Here is an 18,638-nt window from a genome sequence, read left to right as displayed (position 1 = left end):
GACCTAAGGTCGCGCTTTTTTTGTGCTCGCTTGTTGTGTTCGAATTAAAGAAGAGGGTAGCAACGCTATTCTGGGGTTATACCTGAGTGAATTTGGGATCAGGTGAATTGGTGTAGAGCGTGCTTAACACTGCGGCGAAAAATGGCACGTTAAGCGAAGCATTGATCAGGTCGGTGTGGACAAAATTTGCTTTAGCATTGAGCTCAATCAGCGTGGGCTTGTGGTTTTTGTCGAATAGTAAATCAATCCCCAGTAATCCATACTCGGTAGCTGAACTTGCCTCGATAAAATTGGCGATAACAGGCTTTAATGTTTGCATGGCTTTTTTCAACTTTTCAGTCTTTTTAGAAAAGTGAGGTAATTCAGACATGCGCATCATTTTTACTGCGCCATCTGGATCTGCGTACCCGCCGTGCTCGACCTGGGTTAGTGAGTCGGTGGCATTCGGAGCATAGGGCACCCCATGAATCATCACAAAGCCATCGTCATAGAGATAGACTTTTTTATCAAAGACAAACACATACGCACGTGCGGTGTACTTGCGTTCGTTCACTAATTCGATATTTATGACTTGTTCTTGAATAATATGACTGCGGGGTAGCTCGAAGGTTTTCAGGTCTTCATAGGTGAGGCATTGAATGCCTTTGCCACTGGTTGAGTAAGTTGGTTTAATAAACCAAATCTTTTCATGCGCATCCGCAGAGTTAAGCGCGTCGCTGGTAGAAAAATACGTTGCAGGGAAGAGTCCGCCGATGCCTAACGCTGTAACCTTTCGGGCAATATTACCTTTATCATCATGCTCTTGAATCGTTGGGTAATGAAGCAATCGAAAAAAATCGTTCGTTATTTCGGCATGTTCTCCGTAATAATTGTCCCAATAACTAAATGGGCGAAGGTACGAGAAAAATAAAAGTTTGCCTGCTATTTTAGTAAATGCAGCGTCAACAATATTGCCTGCTCGATTGACAATAATTTTTGGTTGGGCAGTCATATTTTACTATTGCTCTATGGACAATAATCCAACATGCTAGGCAATAATACGGCGTCAAGCAATAGAACGTTCCTACATAAAATTGATATAAATAAAATAAATAAAAGGAAATTAACGATGGAAAACGTACAAGAGACGACGGTGATTACCGGACCAAGTAAAGACGAACGTACTTTCGCAATGCTACTACACCTGTCACAGTTCCTTGGCTATATCATTCCTTTCGCAGGTTTCATCGCGCCATTGGTGATGTGGTTAATTAAAAAAGATGAGAGCGCCTACATTGATGCGCACGGTAAGGTCGTCTTTAACTGGATTATCTCAGCGTTTATCTGGGGCATTATCGGCGTTATTCTTGTCTTCGTGGGAATTGGTATTTTAATACTGATTGCGCTCGGTATCTGTCACATTGTCTTCGCAATTATTGGTGCGATTCGCGCTAACGACGGCATCATTCAAAACTATCCGCTGACGATTAAGTTTTTCCGCGTTTAAATCGGTCGTTACTATCAGAAAGCCTCGATCAGAAAGGCCCAGACGAGTGTTCGCTCGCCTGGGCCCTTTGTTAGTAGTCAACAGCACCATCTTTTATAACTGCGAATCAATCCAGTTGCGGATTTCGGTTTCAAGGACGTCGAGCGGGATGCTGCCATTTTTCAGTACTTGATAATGGAATTCGCGCAGGTCAAATTTGCCACCCAAGGTTTCCTCGGCTTCGCGACGTAATGAGCGAATCAACATTTCCCCGAGTTTGTACGATAATGCTTGGCCTGGCCAAGTGATGTAGCGATCGATTTCGGTGCGCACATTATGTAGGCTCAACGCCGTATTCGAGGCCATAAAATCCATGGCTTTTTCGCGGCACCAACCCATTGAGTGCATACCAGTATCCACTACTAAGCGCGCGGCGCGCCACATTTCGTAACTTAAGCGACCAAAGTTGCTGTACGGGTCTTGATAAAAGCCCGCTTCTAACCCCAACCACTCCGAGTACAAGCCCCAGCCTTCACCGAAAGCCGAAATGTAGGTTTGTTGGCGATACGAAGGCACACCTTCCATTTCACGTGCCAAGGCATTTTGCAAATGGTGGCCAGGCACTGCTTCATGCAAGGTTAAGGCTTCCAATTGATACAGCGGACGACGGTCTAGGGCATAGGTATTCACCCAATAGAAGCTAGCACGGTCATCGCGCGAAGTACCCGCGTAGCGTCCGGTGGTATATTTCGGTGCGATTTCCGCAGGTACCGGAGCAACCCCATAAGGCTGACGCGGTAACAGCTTAAAAAACTTCGGTAGCTCACCGTCCATGCGCTTAGAAATATAAGAAGCTTCTTTGAGTAGTTCTTCGGCAGTCTCTGGATAAAATTGTGGATCTGTCCGCAAGAACTCAACGAAAGCGTCAAAATCACCTTCAAATCCAGTTGTTTCAATAACCTGCATCATCTCGTTACGAATACGAGCGACTTCAGTCAAGCCTCGCTCATGGATCTCTTCAGGCGTTAACGCCAACGTCGTAAAGTGCTCAATACGATTCTGGTAGTAGGCATCCCCATTCGGCAAAAACGAAGCACCGATGGTTTCGCGACAGTTTGGCAAGTACTCCATCACCATAAAATCGAAATAGTCTTGATAAGCTGGAATCACTTGTTCATCAATAACTTGTGCAGCAGAAGCTTGTAACGCCGCCCACTGTTCATCATTGATAAAGTTCGGTTGCGTTTGCAGGGGCTCATAGAACACGCTTTCTTCTGGGGATTGCACGATGAAGGCAGCGATACTGTCTTCAAAGCCTTCCATTGAAGCGCGTGGCTGGGTGTAGCCTTCAGCTAAGCCGCGTTCTAGCCAAGCGGTTTGCTCTGCCATGTAGCGAGGAATAGTGCCTAATTTGGCGACGTAGTTTTGATAATCTTCATAGCTACGCAACGCGGTATTGCGCACCATAAACGACAATGAACTATGGAAGCCACCTTCAGCATTTAACGGCATGTAATGTTCGTTAAAATCGTAGGCGTCGACATCGTTTTGTAGACGATAGGTAAGCATCCGCCAGTTAATGTACTCTTGGCGCGATAATGCTGAGGTATTGATGGCTTGCAGTTCATTTAACCAGCCGCGTTGCTGTTCCGCACGAGCGGCGAGAGCCTCAGGAGTCATTGCTGGTAGGCTGGCGTCGGAGTCCTCACTACCCACCGGATTTTGCATGCCTTCCCACACTCGGGTGGCAACCTCGGTAAAGCGCGCATCTTCGCTGACCGCCTCGACGGCTGTAGTATTACTGCCACTAGAGGTAGGGCTTGAAGTCGCGGCACAGCCGCCCAAAAACATGGCTAGTGAAGCAGCCACTAATGTAGTTGTAAAACGCTGTGAAGCACCCATAATAACTCCGCTTAATTTATGATTTTTTTCGTAAAATATTTGCTAAACTGAAAACCATTGTATGCCAGTGAGGCGCAAGCGCAACAACCTTGCGACCAGTCGACTGCATTCCACGAACAGCGAAAAAGGAATACGCATGGCACAAGCGCAAAAAGGCATTTATGCCGAACCGAATTTGCACGGCCTGACCTTGTTACTTAACGTCATGAATGAAGACGTTAGTAACATGCGCCGCAAGCTTGCCCGTATTCCAGCACTTTTTGACGAGCTTGATGAACGTTTTTCGGAAGCTTTACTAAGTGGCTACGTGGCTGTTGGTAGCGATTACTGGGATACGTTGTATCCGCATGACCGGCCGCCGCAACTTGGGCAGTTTCCTGACTTGCGTGATGGTGACCGGCAAGCGCCGCGAGAACCGGTGGACTTGCTGCTGACGTTAAGGTCGGACCGTTTTGACGTTAACTACCATAGCGCTCGCACTATCCTTGAATGGTTAGGTCATGATGTTGAGTTGATCGAGCAGATCCCGACGTTTCGCTTTATGGATGGCCGTGATCTAACCGGCTTCATTGATGCACCGGAAAATCCACGCGGTATTCGCCGCCGGCAGTTGGCGTTGATTCATGCCGACGACGATGCGGTGTTTGCCAATGGTAGCTATTTGTTCGTGCAAAAGTTCCGTCATGACTTACGCCGCTGGGAGCAAATGACGCAAGAAATGCAAGAGTTTGTGATTGGCCGCAAAAAGCTCACCGGCGAGAAGATTAGCGAAGCGGGTTTGCATATGGTGACGCATGCGCAGAAGGCGAAGATGCAAGATGAGCAAGAGCAGCCATTGCAGATGTTGCGGCAGAATATGCCGTGGGGCGATATGCGTGAGCAGGGCTTGCTGGCAATGTATTTCACTGCGCGGCCGCTGGATGTGGTGCGCTGGCTTAAGCAACGCTATTACGAAGATGACAGTGGCGATTATGACCCGCTGCTAGATTACACCGAGGCGGTCACCAATGCCGCGTACTTTGTGCCTTCGGTCGACTTTTTGAATCGGTTTGCATAAACCCAACCATTTTGACGGTGGTCAATGCGGGAATGTGGTAGCCCGTGGTTCTACCACGGGGTCTGTCGAATTGAACGTACATCGTTGAAATGTCAGGTTGGACCCGTGGTAGAACCACGGGCTACCCAACACTTTCAAACAGCTCGCGGACTTTCTGCAGGGTAAAGTCGATATCGACAACCTTTACTGGTGCGATAAAAATGGTGTCGTCACCGGCAATCGTTCCCAGTACGCCTTCTTTTTTCCCGACCGAATCCAGCAATCGGGCAATCAGCTGCGCCGCTCCGGGTGAAGTACGAATAATCACCATCACATCATTGTGCTGAATATCTAAAACAAGCTGGGATAATGGTGCGCGGGTCGATGGAATACCAAGTTCGGCAGGTAAGCAATAGACCATTTCTTGACGCGCATTACGGGTACGAACGGCACCATATTTTGATAGCAAACGTGAGACTTTTGACTGGCTGATGTTGTCGTGGCCGCGGGCCTTCATCGCATCTACAATCTCGCTTTGCGAGCCATAGCGTTCCTCTTTCAACAAGCCCTTGAAGGTCTCGATCATTGCATCAGATTTCGCACTAGCCATGTTCCGTCGCCGCCTCTTGTTATTGTTATCTATCGAACCCTTTCGTAAATCAAAAGACAGTCTATCGCACTTGCGCCAAAACGCCTAGCCAGCGCCATCTTGGTTGTAATTTCGGCGGTTTTGCAGTAGTCTTTCGGCACCAAAATTTTCCCCAACCCAACAACTGGATGGAGTCTGAGATGAAAGTTGCAGTTTTAGGTGCAGCTGGCGGAATCGGCCAAGCACTATCATTACTTTTGAAAACCCAATTACCTGCTGGATCTGAGTTGGCGCTGTACGACGTAGCGCCGGTAGTACCAGGTGTTGCTGTTGATCTCAGCCACATCCCAACTGCCGTTAACGTTAAAGGTTACGGTAAAGATGACCTTGCTCCAGCGTTGGTTGGTGCTGACATCGTGCTCATCCCAGCGGGCGTGCCGCGTAAGCCAGGTATGGATCGTTCTGACCTGTTCAACATTAACGCTGGTATCGTTGCGAACTTGGTTGAAGCTATCGCAGACAACTGCCCGAACGCTTGCATTGGTATCATCACTAACCCAGTGAACACCACTGTGGCGATCGCCAAGCGCGTACTCGAGAAAAAAGGCGTTTACAACAAAAACAAATTGTTCGGTGTCACCACTCTTGACGTGATCCGTGCGGAAACTTTTGTTGCTGAAATCCACGGTAAGAACCCAGCAGAAGTGCAAGTTCCAGTTATCGGCGGCCACAGCGGCACGACCATCTTGCCATTGCTGTCACAAACCGGTTTGAGCTTCACAGACGAGCAAATCGAACAATTGACCCATCGCATCCAGAATGCTGGCACCGAAGTTGTTGAAGCCAAAGCTGGCGGCGGCTCGGCAACCCTTTCTATGGGCCAAGCTGCAGCACGTTTCTGCTTGTCACTCGTGAAAGCACTTGAAGGCGACAACAGCGTGGTCGAGTGCACTTACGTTGAAACCGACGGTAACGACGCGTTGTTCTTTGCTCACCCAGTACGTTTAGGTAAAAACGGTATCGAAGAGATTCTACCGTATGGCGAGCTGAGCGCTTTTGAAGAAAAAGCCAAAGCAGCAATGCTCGACGGCCTGAAAGGCGACATCCAAACAGGCTTGGACTTCGTTAAATAAGACGACGGCAATACTGTAAAGATAGCGAACGCTGGGTTAGGATTTCCTTTCCCAGCGTTTTTTTTGGAGTGTACACAAGGTGTTTCGATTACAACTACCGCTGTCGCCAACTTATGTCATTCCTCCGTTGGTAGTAGCGGCCATCTTAGCTGGCGCGATGTTGTTGCCAGCCGATGTGCGGCAAACCTTGTTACTCTCTCGTACCGACTTTCATTGGTATACACTCTTCAGCGCGCAGTTGCTGCACCACAGTTGGTCACATTTAGCGCTCAATCTGGGCGGTATTCTGCTGTGGTGGGCGCTATTCGCCGAAAGTGTCCCCCGTAAGCGTTATTGGCTTTTGCTACCCTTGGTTATGCTGGTCAGCTCATTAGCAGAATGGGTATTTAACGGCGAGTTTAGTGTGTTTGGGGGCTTCTCGGGCACGCTTTATGGCCTCTTTGCCTACAGTGGCGTCATTGAGCTCCGCCAACGCAAATTTATCGGTAGCCTTGTGCTTGTTGCGCTTATCGCAAAACTTATTCTTGATCTTCTCTACCCCCAGTACGCCACCGGCGTAGCTGTCAATGCGCATATTGGCGGCGCGCTAGTAGGTTCTATTATTGCATTCCTCAGGCCCAAACACTCACTTTGATTGTCGATGAACCGCATTAAATATTCGACTAATGTCTATAACAGGTTGTTTTTTGATCTGCGTTAAGCTATTTGTAATAGTTCTATGAGCTTGGTCATAGAACAAAAATAATAATAGCAACAAGGGGGAAGGTCTCATGGCCATATCGAAAGTGCCTGGGTCTAAAACACGTTTAGCGCAGTCGATCAGTTTGGTTCTGTTCGCTGCATCAATTCCACTTCTGACAACTTCAAGCGCCTATGCGCAAGAAGCCAACAATGATCAACAAGAAGAGCAAGTCGAAAAAGCAGAAGAACGTATTGCTGTTGTAGGTACACGTTCAGCGCCGCGTTCGGTGGGGGATTCAGCAGTACCATTGGATATTATTTCAGCCGAAGAGTTTATGGAGCAGGGCTCAACCGACATGATGACCATGATGTCGACCGTCGTGCCTTCGTTCAACGTCAATGACCAACCGATCAACGACGCTTCGACCTTGGTGCGTCCTGCTAATCTGCGCGGTTTGGCGTCGGACCACACGCTCGTTCTGTGGAACGGAAAGCGTCGTCACCGTTCGGCGGTCATTACTTTTCTTGGCGGTGGCTTGTCAGATGGCGCGCAGGGACCTGATATCTCGACCTTGCCCGCAATTGCCTTGAAACAGGTCGAAGTGCTGCGCGACGGTGCTGCCGCACAGTACGGTTCGGACGCCATTGCCGGGGTCATTAACTTTGTCTTGAAAGATGCCAGTGACGGCGGCTCTGCTGAAGCGCGTTATGGTGAAACCGCAGAAGGCGACGGCGCAATGTACCAAGTTGCTGCTAATGCTGGATTTGAGTTGTCGGAGCGTGGCTATGCGAACTTTAGTATGGAATATAAGTCTGCCGATCCTACCAGCCGAAGTGTGCAACGCGATGATGCCGCCGCACTGATTGCTGCAGGTAATACGTTCGTTGAGGACCCTGCGCAAATCTGGGGTACACCAGAAATTAAGTACGACATGAAAGTACTCGGTAACTTTGGTCTCGACTTAGGTGACAATAAAGAAGCTTATTTGTACGCCAACTACGCCGAGCGCGAAATTGAAGGTGGCTTTTACTATCGTCATCCACATACCCGTGGTGGCGTGTATGACGGTGGTACCGATGGCGATGGCAATGCCTTATTACTCGTTGGCGACCTCGATGGCGTAGGCGTTGGGATTGAATGTCCACAAGTGCACATCGGCGACAATGTACTCGAGAGCCCTAACTATCAGGTGATAGCGGATAACAGCACCGCCGTGGGCGCGAACTGTTTTGCCTTCAACGAGATGTTCCCAGGCGGCTTTACCCCGCGTTTCGGCGGAATCGTTTCGGATGCTGCGTTTGTCGCTGGTACCAATGGCTACACCGATGGTGATTGGTTTTACGATGCAAGTATTGGTGTTGGCTACTCGCGTATCGAGTATCTGATCACTGGCACGGTGAACCCAAGCCTCGGTCCAGATACGCCGACCAGCTTCGAGCCGGGTGCGGCAAGTCAACTCGAGAAAAACTTTAACTTTGACCTGAGTAAGGCTATCGACGTTGATGGTTTTTATGACGCGATTAATGTCGCAACCGGTATCGAGTATCGCCGTGAAACGTTCAAACAGGAAGTCGGTGATCCAGCATCCTACGCGGTTGGCAGTCTTGCCTTCGATCCCGCTACTGGAACGTCGCAAGGGTTTGGCATTGGCTCGAACGGTTTCCCGGGCATTAAACCTGAGGCTGCAGGTGAGTGGAGCCGCGGTAACTGGGCTATTTACGCCGATGCAGAGACCTATTTAACCGCAGACTTTATGATGGGTGTTGCAGTTCGCTACGAGGACTTTACCGACTTCGGTGAAACGTTGAACGGTAAAATCTCAGCGCGCTTACAACTGACCGACGATTGGGCCTTACGTGGTGCCGTGAGCACTGGTTTTAAAGCGCCAACGGTGGGGCAGAGTAATGTTGTGAACGTTACCACAGCTTTCGTTGGTAGCGAGTTACAAGACCAAGCGTTGCTGCCACCGACCAATCCGATTGCGGCGCTGAAAGGTGGTAAGCCACTTGAGCCGGAAGAGTCGACTGCCTATAGCTTAGGTTTGGTAGGTGAGTTTGCCAATGGCTTCTACCTAACGGTTGACTACTTTAACGTTGAAGTGAGCGATCGCCTAACGCGTACCTCGGCAATTCCTTTAACGCAAGCCGACATTGATGCGTTGCTCGAGCAAGGTATTCGTGACGCCAGCAGCTACAGCAGTGTGGTGTATTTTGCTAATGACTTCCAAACGACCACTCAAGGTATCGATGTTGTAGCGAACTATACCCATGACCTGTGGGACGGCGAAATGAAGTATGGTTTGGCCTATAACTGGACCGACACCACCGTCGATGAGTTTAATCCAGCCTATATCAATTTAGCGAAAGTCATGATGCTTGAAGATAACCTGCCAGAGCATCGCGCAACGCTTACCTTTGATTGGCAACGTGACAAACTCAACACTTTAGTGCGGTTGAACTACTTTGGTGAGTACTATGAAGACCACGTCGACGCCGGTGGTGGCCTCGATATCTTTGCGGGAGCAGAAACCACAGTAGATTTAGAACTCGGTTACAGCTTCACTGAGCAGTGGAAGGTCGCAGGCGGAGCGCGCAACTTATTTGATGAGCGCCCTGACGAGAACCCTTATGCTGGCTTAGTGGGTTCTGAGTATCCACCAACCTCGCCAATGGGCGTGAACGGCGGATTCTATTATGTAAGAGCACAATATCGCTTCTAATTGTTGCGCAAGCCGTAAAAATACGCGAAGTCGAAGGGATGGGGGTCGACCCCGTCCCTTTTTCTTTGTAAGATCTTAACCTTCTTATCGTTGTTGGCGACGCCGTATGAAGTTAAATGAGATCTCTGAATTAATGGCTGCCGATATGAAAGGGGTCAACACCCTTATCGGTGACGAGTTAAAATCTGACGTTGCACTTATTAATCAACTTGGTCTTTATATTGTCAACAGTGGTGGCAAGCGTTTGCGTCCGCTGCTTGCGGTTACGGCTGCACGAGCTGTGGGTTATGAGGGGCAAGGTCACCTGACCTTGGCAACGATTATCGAATTCATCCATACCGCTACCTTGCTGCATGACGATGTGGTTGATGCTTCTGAATTACGCCGTGGCCAAGAAACCGCCAACGCTGTGTTTGGCAACGAAGCCAGTGTGTTGGTAGGTGACTTTCTTTACACGCGAGCATTCCAGCTGATGGTGACGCTCGAATCGATGAAAGTCATGAAAATCTTGGCCGATGCGACCAATGTGATTTCTGAAGGTGAAGTGTTGCAGTTAATGAACTGCAACGATCCAGATACCACAGAAGCCAGCTACTTCGACGTGATCTACGGTAAAACCGGGAAACTTTTTGAAGCGGCAACGCAACTTGGTGCGGTACTCGCGAATGAAAGCCCAGAAGTAGAAGAAGCGTTGGCGGCGTATGGTCGTCACCTCGGTACTGCCTTCCAGTTGGTTGATGATCTTTTGGATTACACCGCAGATAGCGATGTCATGGGCAAGCAAGCTGGTGACGATTTAGCGGAAGGTAAACCGACCTTGCCATTGCTGTATGCCATGTGGCACGGCAATGACGAAGAAGCACAATTGATTCGTGGTGCGATTGAACAGGGCGACGGTCGCGAGCATTTGCAAACGATTTTGGCAGCGATGCGTCGCACTGGCGCATTGGATTACACACGCGATCGCGCGTTAAAAGAAGCGCAGCTGGCGCAAGCGCAACTGGCGGTGTTGCCAGCGTCGCAGCACCGCGACGCGTTACATGCCCTGGCCGACATCGCCATCGACCGCGTCGCGTAGCCCGTGGTTCTACCACGGGTTTAATCTGACGTTTCGACCATGTTGATTCAATTCGGACGTTACCCGTGGTAGAACCACGGGTTACCGAACAGCGAACGCAGTGAGCGCACGAACAGCGAATAGCAAACAGCGCTTTTAGGCCTTTACTCCCGCAGGGAGTTTGTTTATAATTCGCGCCCTGATTTAAAACTAAACGCGCCCAGACGGGCAAATCGGAGAAAGTTATGTACGCAGTATTCCAAAGTGGCGGTAAGCAACACCGTGTTACTGAAGGCCAAATCGTCCGCCTGGAAAAGCTGGAAGCAGCCACTGGTGATGTGGTTGAGTTCGACCAAGTATTAATGCTGTCGAACGGTGACGACGTGAAAATCGGCGCGCCTTTTGTTTCTGGTGGATCCGTTAAAGCGGAAGTGGTCAACCATGGTCGTGCTGACAAGGTGAACATTATCAAGTTCCGTCGTCGTAAGCACCACATGAAACATCAAGGTCATCGTCAGTGGTTCACTGAAGTGAAAATCACTGGTTTTAACGGTTAATTAAGGAGTAACGACACATGGCACACAAAAAAGCTGGTGGTTCAACCAAAAACGGTCGTGACTCAGAAAGTAAACGTCTGGGTGTAAAGCGCTTCGGTGGTGAGTCAGTATTGGCTGGTAGCATCATCGTTCGTCAACGTGGTACTCGTTTCCACGCTGGTGATAACGTAGGTATCGGTCGTGACCACACTTTGTTCGCTAAAGCGGACGGCAAAGTTTCTTTTGCGGAGAAAGGTCCTAAGAACCGCAAATACGTTAGCATCGTTACTGAATAAATTTCAGTCGCGCTAACGCAAGACAAAGAAACCCCGTCCTTTGTGGCGGGGTTTTTTAATAGTCGTAGGTAGGTTTTAAGATGAAGTTTGTAGATGAAGCAGAAATTCGCGTAGAAGCGGGCGACGGCGGTAACGGCGTAGTCAGTTTTCGACGTGAAAAATACATCCCAAAAGGTGGCCCCGATGGCGGTGACGGTGGCGACGGCGGTGACGTTTATCTAGAAGCCGATGAAAACCTAAATACGTTGCTCGATTACCGTTTTGAGCATATTCATAAAGCCCAGCGCGGACAAAATGGTATGGGTAAAAACTGTACCGGTAAGCGCGGCGAAGACATTATTCTGAAAGTGCCTGTGGGTACGCGTGCCACCGACCAAGAAACCGGCGAAGTGTTGGGTGATTTAACCAAGCATGGCATGCGTCGAATGGTTGCAAAAGGTGGTTTTCATGGCCTTGGTAATGCGCGTTTTAAGAGCAGCACCAACCGTGCACCGCGGCAGAAAACCATGGGCACCCCGGGCGAGATTCGTACGCTTAAGCTGGAACTGATGCTACTTGCTGATGTAGGTCTTTTAGGTATGCCGAATGCCGGTAAGTCGACCTTTATTCGCTCGGTATCAGCAGCTAAGCCGAAAGTTGCCGACTACCCATTTACCACGCTGGTGCCTAACCTTGGTGTTGTGCGCCCAGTGCCACATGCAACCTTTGTTATCGCAGATATCCCTGGTCTAATCGAAGGCGCTGCTGAAGGCGCTGGCTTAGGTATTCAGTTTCTCAAGCACCTCGAGCGCTGTGGCTTGTTGCTGCACCTTGTTGATTTGGCGCCGTACGATGGCACCGATCCAAGCACTCAGGCAGTAACCATCGTCAACGAACTGAAAATGTACAGCCCTAAACTTGCTGAAAAGCCCCGTTGGCTGGTCGTCAATAAAGTTGATTTGTTGACGGAAGAAGAAGCGGAAGAGCGCTTGCAAGAGCTGAAAGCTGCCCTCGATTGGGACGGCCCAGTTTATAAAATTTCTGCCCTCAGCAATAAAGGCACCGAGCAGTTGTGCAAAGAGATCATGACGTATCTCGAACAACTGCCGAAACCAAGCGCGGAAGAAGAAGCAGATCAAGCACAGCAAACGACAGAATTTAAATGGGATACGTATCATCAAGAGCAGCTTGACGGCTTCGATGATGACGACGATGATGATGATGACTTTGATGACGACGACTACGACGTCGAGGTCATCTACCAAAAATAAACACAGTTATTCGTTGTAGCCCGTGGTTCTACCACGGGTAACGCCCGGATTGAACCAACATAGTCAAAACGTCAGATCGAACCCGTGGTAGAACCACGGGGTACCACGAACAACGGGGTTTTTATGCGAATTGCATTGATTGCGGCAATGGCAAACGATCGCGTCATCGGCAAAGATGGTGCGATGCCATGGCACCTTCCAGCAGAACTGCAACACTTCAAACGCATCACCCTCGGCAAGCCTGTCGTAATGGGTCGTGCCACCTATGAATCGATTGGCCGGCCGTTACCTGGACGCTTGAATATTGTCCTAAGCCGGCGCTACCAACAACCCCATGAAGACGAGCAGGGCGTTGTTTGGGTAAGCGATGCTGAGCAAGCTGTTGCTGCCGCCGGTGAAACCGATGAGCTGATGATCATAGGCGGTGGTCACGTTTATAACGAATTCTTGCCCCATGCGCAGCGTTTGTATATTACCGAAATTGATGTGAACGTCGAAGGTGATACGTGGTTCCCTGATTTTCAAGCCCTAGGTGAGTGGCAGCTGCGTGAGCAAGTTGAGCATCCAAGTGATGCAAAAAATCCGCACATGTTCAGAACCTTAGTTTACGATCGCGTGACTTCTGCACGATAATTAAGCAGCGACAATGTGAAAAATTGGTAAGCAAAAGCGCTTACATTAACAATTTATTCCGTTGTAACCCGTAAACCAGCGGGGTAGGATGACGTTGTTTTGGGGAAAACAAAGGTCGCTCTGATGTTCAAATGCGTTTCATACGGACTTGCCACAGCAATGGCAATTACGATGCTAACGGCACCCGCACAACCCGCTTACGCGCAATATCGATTTGCCTCCGAAGAAATTGCTTTGGTGTTTTGCGCTTATGTACGTGATAACGACACCAGCAGACTACAAAATAAGATGCGGGAGTTGCGTGTCCGCATGCGTGACGTTTATTCAAGCATCCGTTGCAATGGTGCGTCACTCATCCAGTTTGCCCTCAAAACCAATTCCCATGATGTTGGTTCATTTATCGTTCGCAGTGTTCCGCTAAGTGATCTACGTGAAGCCGGCGACTACGAGTGGGCCGTCGAAAATGGCTATGGCGATACCGTCATTGGTCAAGCGTTAAGCGATCGCCAACCACAACCCAATACCTTCTAAGTGCAACCTCTGCCATATTTATTTACAGTTTCTAGTCTTTTTAATAGCAAGGCAAAGCGGTAGACTGCATCCATTGATTACAAATGGATAACAACGCATGAAAACTGTAATAGCGCCCTGGCTGCTTCTCGCAGGAATCATTTCGACCCCTGTTGTGGCGCAAGAGCAAGCTTCAGTTGAGCCCCAGCAAGGTAAAGCTGACTTGCAACTTGAGCAGTGCTACTTAGATAACATCTCCGAGCAAGTGCAGTGCGGTAGCCTTGAAGTTCCAGAAAACTATGCTGCGCCGAACGGCCGCAAACTGGCGATTCACTTTGCGGTGCTCCCGGCGATACGTGAAAATAAGCAAGCAGACCCTTTACTTATTCTCGCAGGAGGCCCAGGACAAGCTGCTACGGAATTGGCGGCAATGATCAATCGCATCTTCCAAAGCGTGCGACAACAGCGCGACATTTTATTAATCGACCAGCGTGGTACCGGCCAGTCCGCACCATTGTCCTGTGACTTGAATCACGTCGAAGAGTTAGTCAAAGCTGACGACGACATCGATTTGGCGGCGGTGGCAAGCGACTGCTTAGCGGACTACAAAGATCGTGATTTAACCCAATACCACACGGTTAATGCGATTCGTGATTTTGAAGCTGTTCGCGAAGCCCTAGGCTATAAACAAGTAAACTTGTACGGCGGCTCTTATGGCTCGCGCGCAGGGCTTGTGTATTTACGCGAAGCGGGTGAATCGGTTCGGGCCGCTGTGCTGGATGCCTTAGCACCAGTTCAAGTCGTGGTGGGACCTTTCGGTCGACACGGGGCAATGTCTTTTACGAAGTTATTGGAAAACTGTGCGGCCTCGCAACCCTGCAGCACCGCGTTTCCGGACCTTGAGCGTACTTACACTGATTTAATGAACCGCTTAGAAACCAATCCAGTGCCGTTGACAGTACGTGATCCGCTGACCAATGAACCGGTTGATATTCTCATCACCGCCGGACGTTTCAGTTCGGTAATGCGAGTGGGCTTGTATCACCCGACCACACGGCAAATGTTGCCATTTGTGATTCAGCAAACGGCGAATGGCGATTACACGCCGCTGACCGGCCTGCTGGGTAGCACCATGGCACAATCTGAACTTTATATGGGCCTAACCCTCAGTGTGCTGTGTAGCGAAGACCTACCACGAGCCAGCGACGAACTGCTAGCGGAAGATGGTGATAATACCTTTATTGGAAGCCGTACTGGCGATGCGTTCATTGAAATGTGTTCGGTATGGCCCACAGCAGAAAGACCGAGCGATTGGTTTAACCCCGTCGAAAGCTCGGTGCCAACCTTGTTACTTTCGGGTGAACTCGATCCGGTAACACCACCCGCGTGGGGCGAGTTGGCTGGCGAAACGCTTACACAATCGCGGCATTTGGTTGCGCCACATGGTGCACACACGATTGTGGGACACACCTGTGCAAACAAGCTAGCAGCGCAATTTATTAAAGATCGCGACCTTGCTGCACTCGACGAAAGCTGCTTATTAAAGCAGCGCCCACAACCTTTCATTTTGAATAGTAACGGTAAAGGATTATAAGAGAGCCACCATGATCGAAGTAAAATCATTACAAAAAGCCTTCGGTAAAGTGACTGCTCTGGACGGCCTGACGTTTAGTGCTCCAGAAGGACAAATCACTGGCTTGCTGGGGCCCAATGGGGCCGGTAAAACCACCTGTTTACGTACCATTTATGGGTTATTAAAAGCGGATAGCGGCGAAGCCCTTATCGACGGTGTTGATGCGAACAAAGACCCGTTGGCAGTACGTCGCAAAATAGGTATTTTTCCAGATAAATTTGGCTTGTACGAGCGACTGACGGCGCGTGAGCAAATCAGTTATTTCGCCACCCTGCATGGTATGGAAGGCGAAGCTGGTGATGCCGCAGTAGCTGAGGTACTTAGCCGCCTCGATATGAATGCCATTGCCGATCGTCGCGCGACAGGTTTCTCGCAAGGTCAGCGCATGAAAGTAGCGCTTGCTCAGGCCATCGTGCATCGTCCCAAGCATCTTATTTTGGATGAACCAAGTCGCGGTCTCGATGTGATGAGCACGCGTATTTTACGTGACTTATTACGTGAACTTCGCGACCAAGGTACGAGCATTCTGTTTTCGAGTCATGTCATGCAAGAAGTCGCCGCACTTTGTGACCAAGTGGTCGTCGTTGCGGCCGGTAAAGTTGCTGCCCAAGGAACGCCAACCGAACTTTGTGAGCAAACTGGGGAAAGCGCTTTAGAAGAAGCCTTTGTGAAGATTATCGGTACCGACGAGGGCATTGCAGCATGAAGTCACCCATAACTATTGTTTTTCGCAAAGAACTTAAAGATGCCCTACGGGATAAGCGTTCGGTGATGGCAGCGATGTCTTATGCCTTTTTCGGTCCGTTACTGATGGCGGTAGCATTTTACGTGCTGATCAGCCAGCTTACTGACGACAGTGATGTAAAGATCGACATTGAGGGTGCCGCGCATGCACCGGCATTTGTTGAGCATCTTGAACGCAACGGTGTGGTGCAACGTGACGAAGCTTGGCCAGCTGGGCAGCAGCCGATCGTGTTAGCGATTGCTGAGGGTTGGGATGAAAGCATAGCCACCGCACAGCCGGCGAAAGTGACGCTGACGGCAGATTTCTCGTCGCAAAAGCAACGCACCGATATTCGTCGGGTTGAATCAGCAGTTGAAAACTACAGCAAGCAATTGAGCTATATTCGATTGCAGATGCGTGGCATCGATCCTCGTATTACCCAAGGTGTCGACTTGGTTAAGCATGACACCGCCACCAAAGGTTCTAAAGCCGCTATTTTGATGGGTAGTGTGCTGATTTTCATCCTGCTCTCGGTGTTTTTCTCGGGGATGAACGTCGCCATTGATATTAGCGCCGGTGAACGTGAACGCAATTCGTTAGAACTATTGCTATCACAACCGTTGACGACCCATCAGTTGGTGTGGGGTAAGTCACTGGCGGCGTCGGCATTTGCCATGTTTGGCGGTCTACTTAGTGCAATTCTGATTCCAATTATTTTTAAATTCTTACCATTGCATGAAATTGGCATGAGTGTGTCACTTGCGTGGCCAATGATCCTGCTCATTATTGTGTTGTTGGTACCTTTGGCGCTGTTGGCAACGGCGTTACAGCTGTTTGTCTCGTTCCGAGCGAAGAGCTTTAAAGAAGCGCAGACCTACATTTCGTTGTTGTTAATGGCGCCGATGCTGGTCGTGTTTGGCGTCGAGTTTGCCAAGGTGAAGAACCAAATTTTGTACTACTTACCGCTAACCGGTCAACACCAAGCATTGCTCGACATTATCAAGGGCGAGCCGTTGCAATGGGTGGCGATGGGCATCAGTGCGCTGGCAACATTTGTCGTGTCGATACTATTGCTGAAGTTGATCAGTCGTATGCTGAGCAGTGAGAAAGTGGTATTTGGCCTGTAAAGCTTTACAGGCTGCGCCACCGCGCGAGTTGGTAAAAAGCCCATTGGCCGACACGGCGTAAATGCGGCAACGGAAATTTAGGTAGTGCCGATTGGTAAAATGGCAGAGCTGGCAGTTCTTCTCCCATCGCTAGCTCTGCCAAACGCTGCCCAGCGAGTTGGCTAAAGGTCACGCCTGCTCCGCAATACCCCATGCTAGTAAAAATCCCCGGTGCTGGAGTATAGATCCGTGGGTAGTTGTCCAACGCAACATTGACCCAGCCACTCCAATAGAAATCGGGCGGGGCATTGGTAAGTTCTTTTAAGGCTGGGAATGTGCCACGCAATGCTTCGAGCAAATGGCGCGCATAACGTGGGTGATGAGCATCTTTACCGCGAATAGCGCCGCGTCCACCAAACATCAGACGACCATCAGGTAATAACCGGTAATAGTATTTCAGCGTGCGTGTATCCATGACCAACTCGGTACTTTGCAGGCCTATCGCAATCTTCTCGTCCGCCGTCAATGGGCGCGTAACAATCACACTTGAAAGCACCGGAAGACTCCGGCCATGAATGCTTGGATGCAGGTGGTTAGGCGTATAGCCATTGGTTGCGATAACGACTTTCGGGGCGCAAATGCGACCTTTACCGGTATGTAGACGGTGAAGTTGTTCAACCCGATCCCACTGTTTCACCGGCGCATCTTCGATAATGCTCACGCCAGCAGCCGATGCTTGACGCGCCACACTTGCCAAAAGCAGCAAAGGATTAAGGCCGAAACTTTGTGGGTAATGAATTGCGGCGTGGGCCTGCGGGCTATGCACTCGTGCTTGAATGCCTGCGGCATCGAGCCATTTGGTTGCAGGTTCATAGCGTTTTAAGATGTTAAAGCTTGCCCGTAAGGACTCGATGGCTTGTGGATTGTGGGCAATTTTCAGGTAGCCGCCGCGTTGCGCCTCTAACCCAGCAGGACAAGCATCGACATGACGTTGTAGCCGTGCGAATGCGTGCTCATATTCGTCCTTAATCGCTTGGGTAACGTCGACGCCAACGCGTTTCTCCCAATCCCCGTAACCAAGCCGTCCGGTTCCAGGCATGGCGAAGCCTGCATTACGAGTAGAGCAGCCCCAACCAAGCTTGTTTGCCTCGAGCAGCACGACCTGTTGGCCAAAGCGCTCAGCAAGCTCTAAGGCCGCATTTAAGCCGGTGTAGCCGCCACCAATAACGATGATATCGGCATGTTCTGGCAGCGCAGCATTAGCGTTTGGGAGTTGTGCAAGCTCAGCACCATGGCGCGCTTGCCAATAACTTCGTACATGCGGTTGCGCAGGACCAGGAAAGTCATCGACAAGCGGATCGTACATG

The 18,638-nt window shown here is 49.9% G+C and carries 18 protein-coding genes; 14 read left to right on the top strand and 4 right to left on the bottom strand.

What is annotated here, in order from left to right:
- Window positions 1–76: 76 nt before the first annotated feature.
- Window positions 77–991: a tubulin--tyrosine ligase family protein gene (locus NV375_RS06530; RefSeq protein WP_258807383.1), complete on the bottom strand. Its 915-nt coding sequence runs from the start codon at window positions 989–991 to the stop codon at window positions 77–79.
- Window positions 992–1,108: 117 nt separating this feature from the next.
- On the opposite strand from NV375_RS06530, the gene NV375_RS06525 reads away from it, so the two are divergent.
- Window positions 1,109–1,486: a DUF4870 domain-containing protein gene (locus NV375_RS06525; protein WP_258807382.1), complete on the top strand. Its 378-nt coding sequence runs from the start codon at window positions 1,109–1,111 to the stop codon at window positions 1,484–1,486.
- Window positions 1,487–1,579: 93 nt separating this feature from the next.
- Here NV375_RS06525 and NV375_RS06520 read toward each other — a convergent pair whose 3' ends face one another.
- Window positions 1,580–3,367 (bottom strand): DUF885 family protein, encoded by a 1,788-nt coding sequence (locus tag NV375_RS06520; RefSeq protein ID WP_258807381.1) that lies wholly within the window; start codon window positions 3,365–3,367, stop codon window positions 1,580–1,582.
- 136 nt (window positions 3,368–3,503) lie between these two features.
- Here NV375_RS06520 and NV375_RS06515 point away from each other — a divergent pair, with 136 nt between their 5' ends.
- A complete protein-coding gene (locus tag NV375_RS06515) occupies window positions 3,504–4,424 on the top strand; it encodes a Dyp-type peroxidase (RefSeq protein ID WP_258807380.1) in 921 nt (306 codons plus the stop codon).
- 121 nt (window positions 4,425–4,545) lie between these two features.
- On the opposite strand, the gene argR is transcribed toward NV375_RS06515, so the two are convergent.
- Window positions 4,546–5,013, bottom strand: a complete 468-nt coding sequence (argR, locus tag NV375_RS06510) for a transcriptional regulator ArgR (RefSeq protein ID WP_258807379.1) — start codon at window positions 5,011–5,013, stop codon at window positions 4,546–4,548.
- A 179-nt stretch (window positions 5,014–5,192) separates the two neighbouring features.
- Between argR and mdh the strand changes: the two genes are divergently transcribed.
- From mdh to NV375_RS06450, 12 genes are all read left to right on the top strand, one after another.
- Window positions 5,193–6,125, top strand: coding sequence for a malate dehydrogenase (gene mdh / locus NV375_RS06505; RefSeq protein ID WP_258807378.1), 933 nt, complete (start codon window positions 5,193–5,195; stop codon window positions 6,123–6,125).
- 79 nt (window positions 6,126–6,204) lie between these two features.
- On the top strand, window positions 6,205–6,759 hold the full coding sequence (gene rrtA / locus NV375_RS06500; RefSeq protein WP_258807377.1) for a rhombosortase: 555 nt from the start codon (window positions 6,205–6,207) through the stop codon (window positions 6,757–6,759).
- Between the two features lie 136 nt (window positions 6,760–6,895).
- On the top strand, window positions 6,896–9,526 hold the full coding sequence (locus NV375_RS06495) for a TonB-dependent siderophore receptor (protein WP_258807376.1): 2,631 nt from the start codon (window positions 6,896–6,898) through the stop codon (window positions 9,524–9,526).
- A 106-nt stretch (window positions 9,527–9,632) separates the two neighbouring features.
- A complete protein-coding gene (gene ispB, locus NV375_RS06490) occupies window positions 9,633–10,604 on the top strand; it encodes an octaprenyl diphosphate synthase (RefSeq protein WP_258807375.1) in 972 nt (323 codons plus the stop codon).
- A gap of 224 nt (window positions 10,605–10,828) precedes the next feature.
- Window positions 10,829–11,140: a 50S ribosomal protein L21 gene (gene rplU, locus NV375_RS06485; protein WP_126771530.1), complete on the top strand. Its 312-nt coding sequence runs from the start codon at window positions 10,829–10,831 to the stop codon at window positions 11,138–11,140.
- A gap of 17 nt (window positions 11,141–11,157) precedes the next feature.
- Window positions 11,158–11,415, top strand: coding sequence for a 50S ribosomal protein L27 (gene rpmA, locus NV375_RS06480; RefSeq protein WP_126771528.1), 258 nt, complete (start codon window positions 11,158–11,160; stop codon window positions 11,413–11,415).
- 80 nt (window positions 11,416–11,495) lie between these two features.
- Window positions 11,496–12,665: an Obg family GTPase CgtA gene (gene cgtA, locus NV375_RS06475; RefSeq protein WP_258807374.1), complete on the top strand. Its 1,170-nt coding sequence runs from the start codon at window positions 11,496–11,498 to the stop codon at window positions 12,663–12,665.
- 123 nt (window positions 12,666–12,788) lie between these two features.
- Complete coding sequence (folA, locus tag NV375_RS06470) at window positions 12,789–13,298, top strand: type 3 dihydrofolate reductase (RefSeq protein WP_258807373.1); 510 nt, start codon at window positions 12,789–12,791, stop codon at window positions 13,296–13,298.
- A gap of 159 nt (window positions 13,299–13,457) precedes the next feature.
- Window positions 13,458–13,829, top strand: coding sequence for a DUF3718 domain-containing protein (locus NV375_RS06465; RefSeq protein ID WP_258807372.1), 372 nt, complete (start codon window positions 13,458–13,460; stop codon window positions 13,827–13,829).
- Between the two features lie 97 nt (window positions 13,830–13,926).
- Window positions 13,927–15,402 carry an alpha/beta hydrolase gene (locus NV375_RS06460; RefSeq protein ID WP_258807371.1) on the top strand — a complete coding sequence of 492 codons (1,476 nt, stop codon included), beginning with the start codon at window positions 13,927–13,929 and terminating at the stop codon, window positions 15,400–15,402.
- Window positions 15,403–15,412: 10 nt separating this feature from the next.
- Window positions 15,413–16,147, top strand: a complete 735-nt coding sequence (locus NV375_RS06455) for an ATP-binding cassette domain-containing protein (RefSeq protein WP_126771519.1) — start codon at window positions 15,413–15,415, stop codon at window positions 16,145–16,147.
- On the top strand, window positions 16,144–17,292 hold the full coding sequence (locus NV375_RS06450) for an ABC transporter permease (RefSeq protein ID WP_258807370.1): 1,149 nt from the start codon (window positions 16,144–16,146) through the stop codon (window positions 17,290–17,292). Before NV375_RS06455 ends, NV375_RS06450 begins: the two co-directional genes overlap by 4 nt.
- Window positions 17,293–17,296: 4 nt before the next feature.
- Here the strand turns inward: NV375_RS06450 and NV375_RS06445 are convergent, their stop codons facing one another.
- Window positions 17,297–18,637 (bottom strand): FAD-binding oxidoreductase, encoded by a 1,341-nt coding sequence (locus NV375_RS06445; RefSeq protein WP_258807369.1) that lies wholly within the window; start codon window positions 18,635–18,637, stop codon window positions 17,297–17,299.
- Between the last annotated feature and the right edge of the window lies 1 nt (window position 18,638).

This window comes from Pseudidiomarina sp. CB1 (genome assembly GCF_024752025.1).
Lineage (GTDB): Bacteria > Pseudomonadota > Gammaproteobacteria > Enterobacterales > Alteromonadaceae > Pseudidiomarina.
Note: the sequence above shows the minus strand (reverse complement) of the source record. Positions and strands in the feature narration are given on the sequence as shown.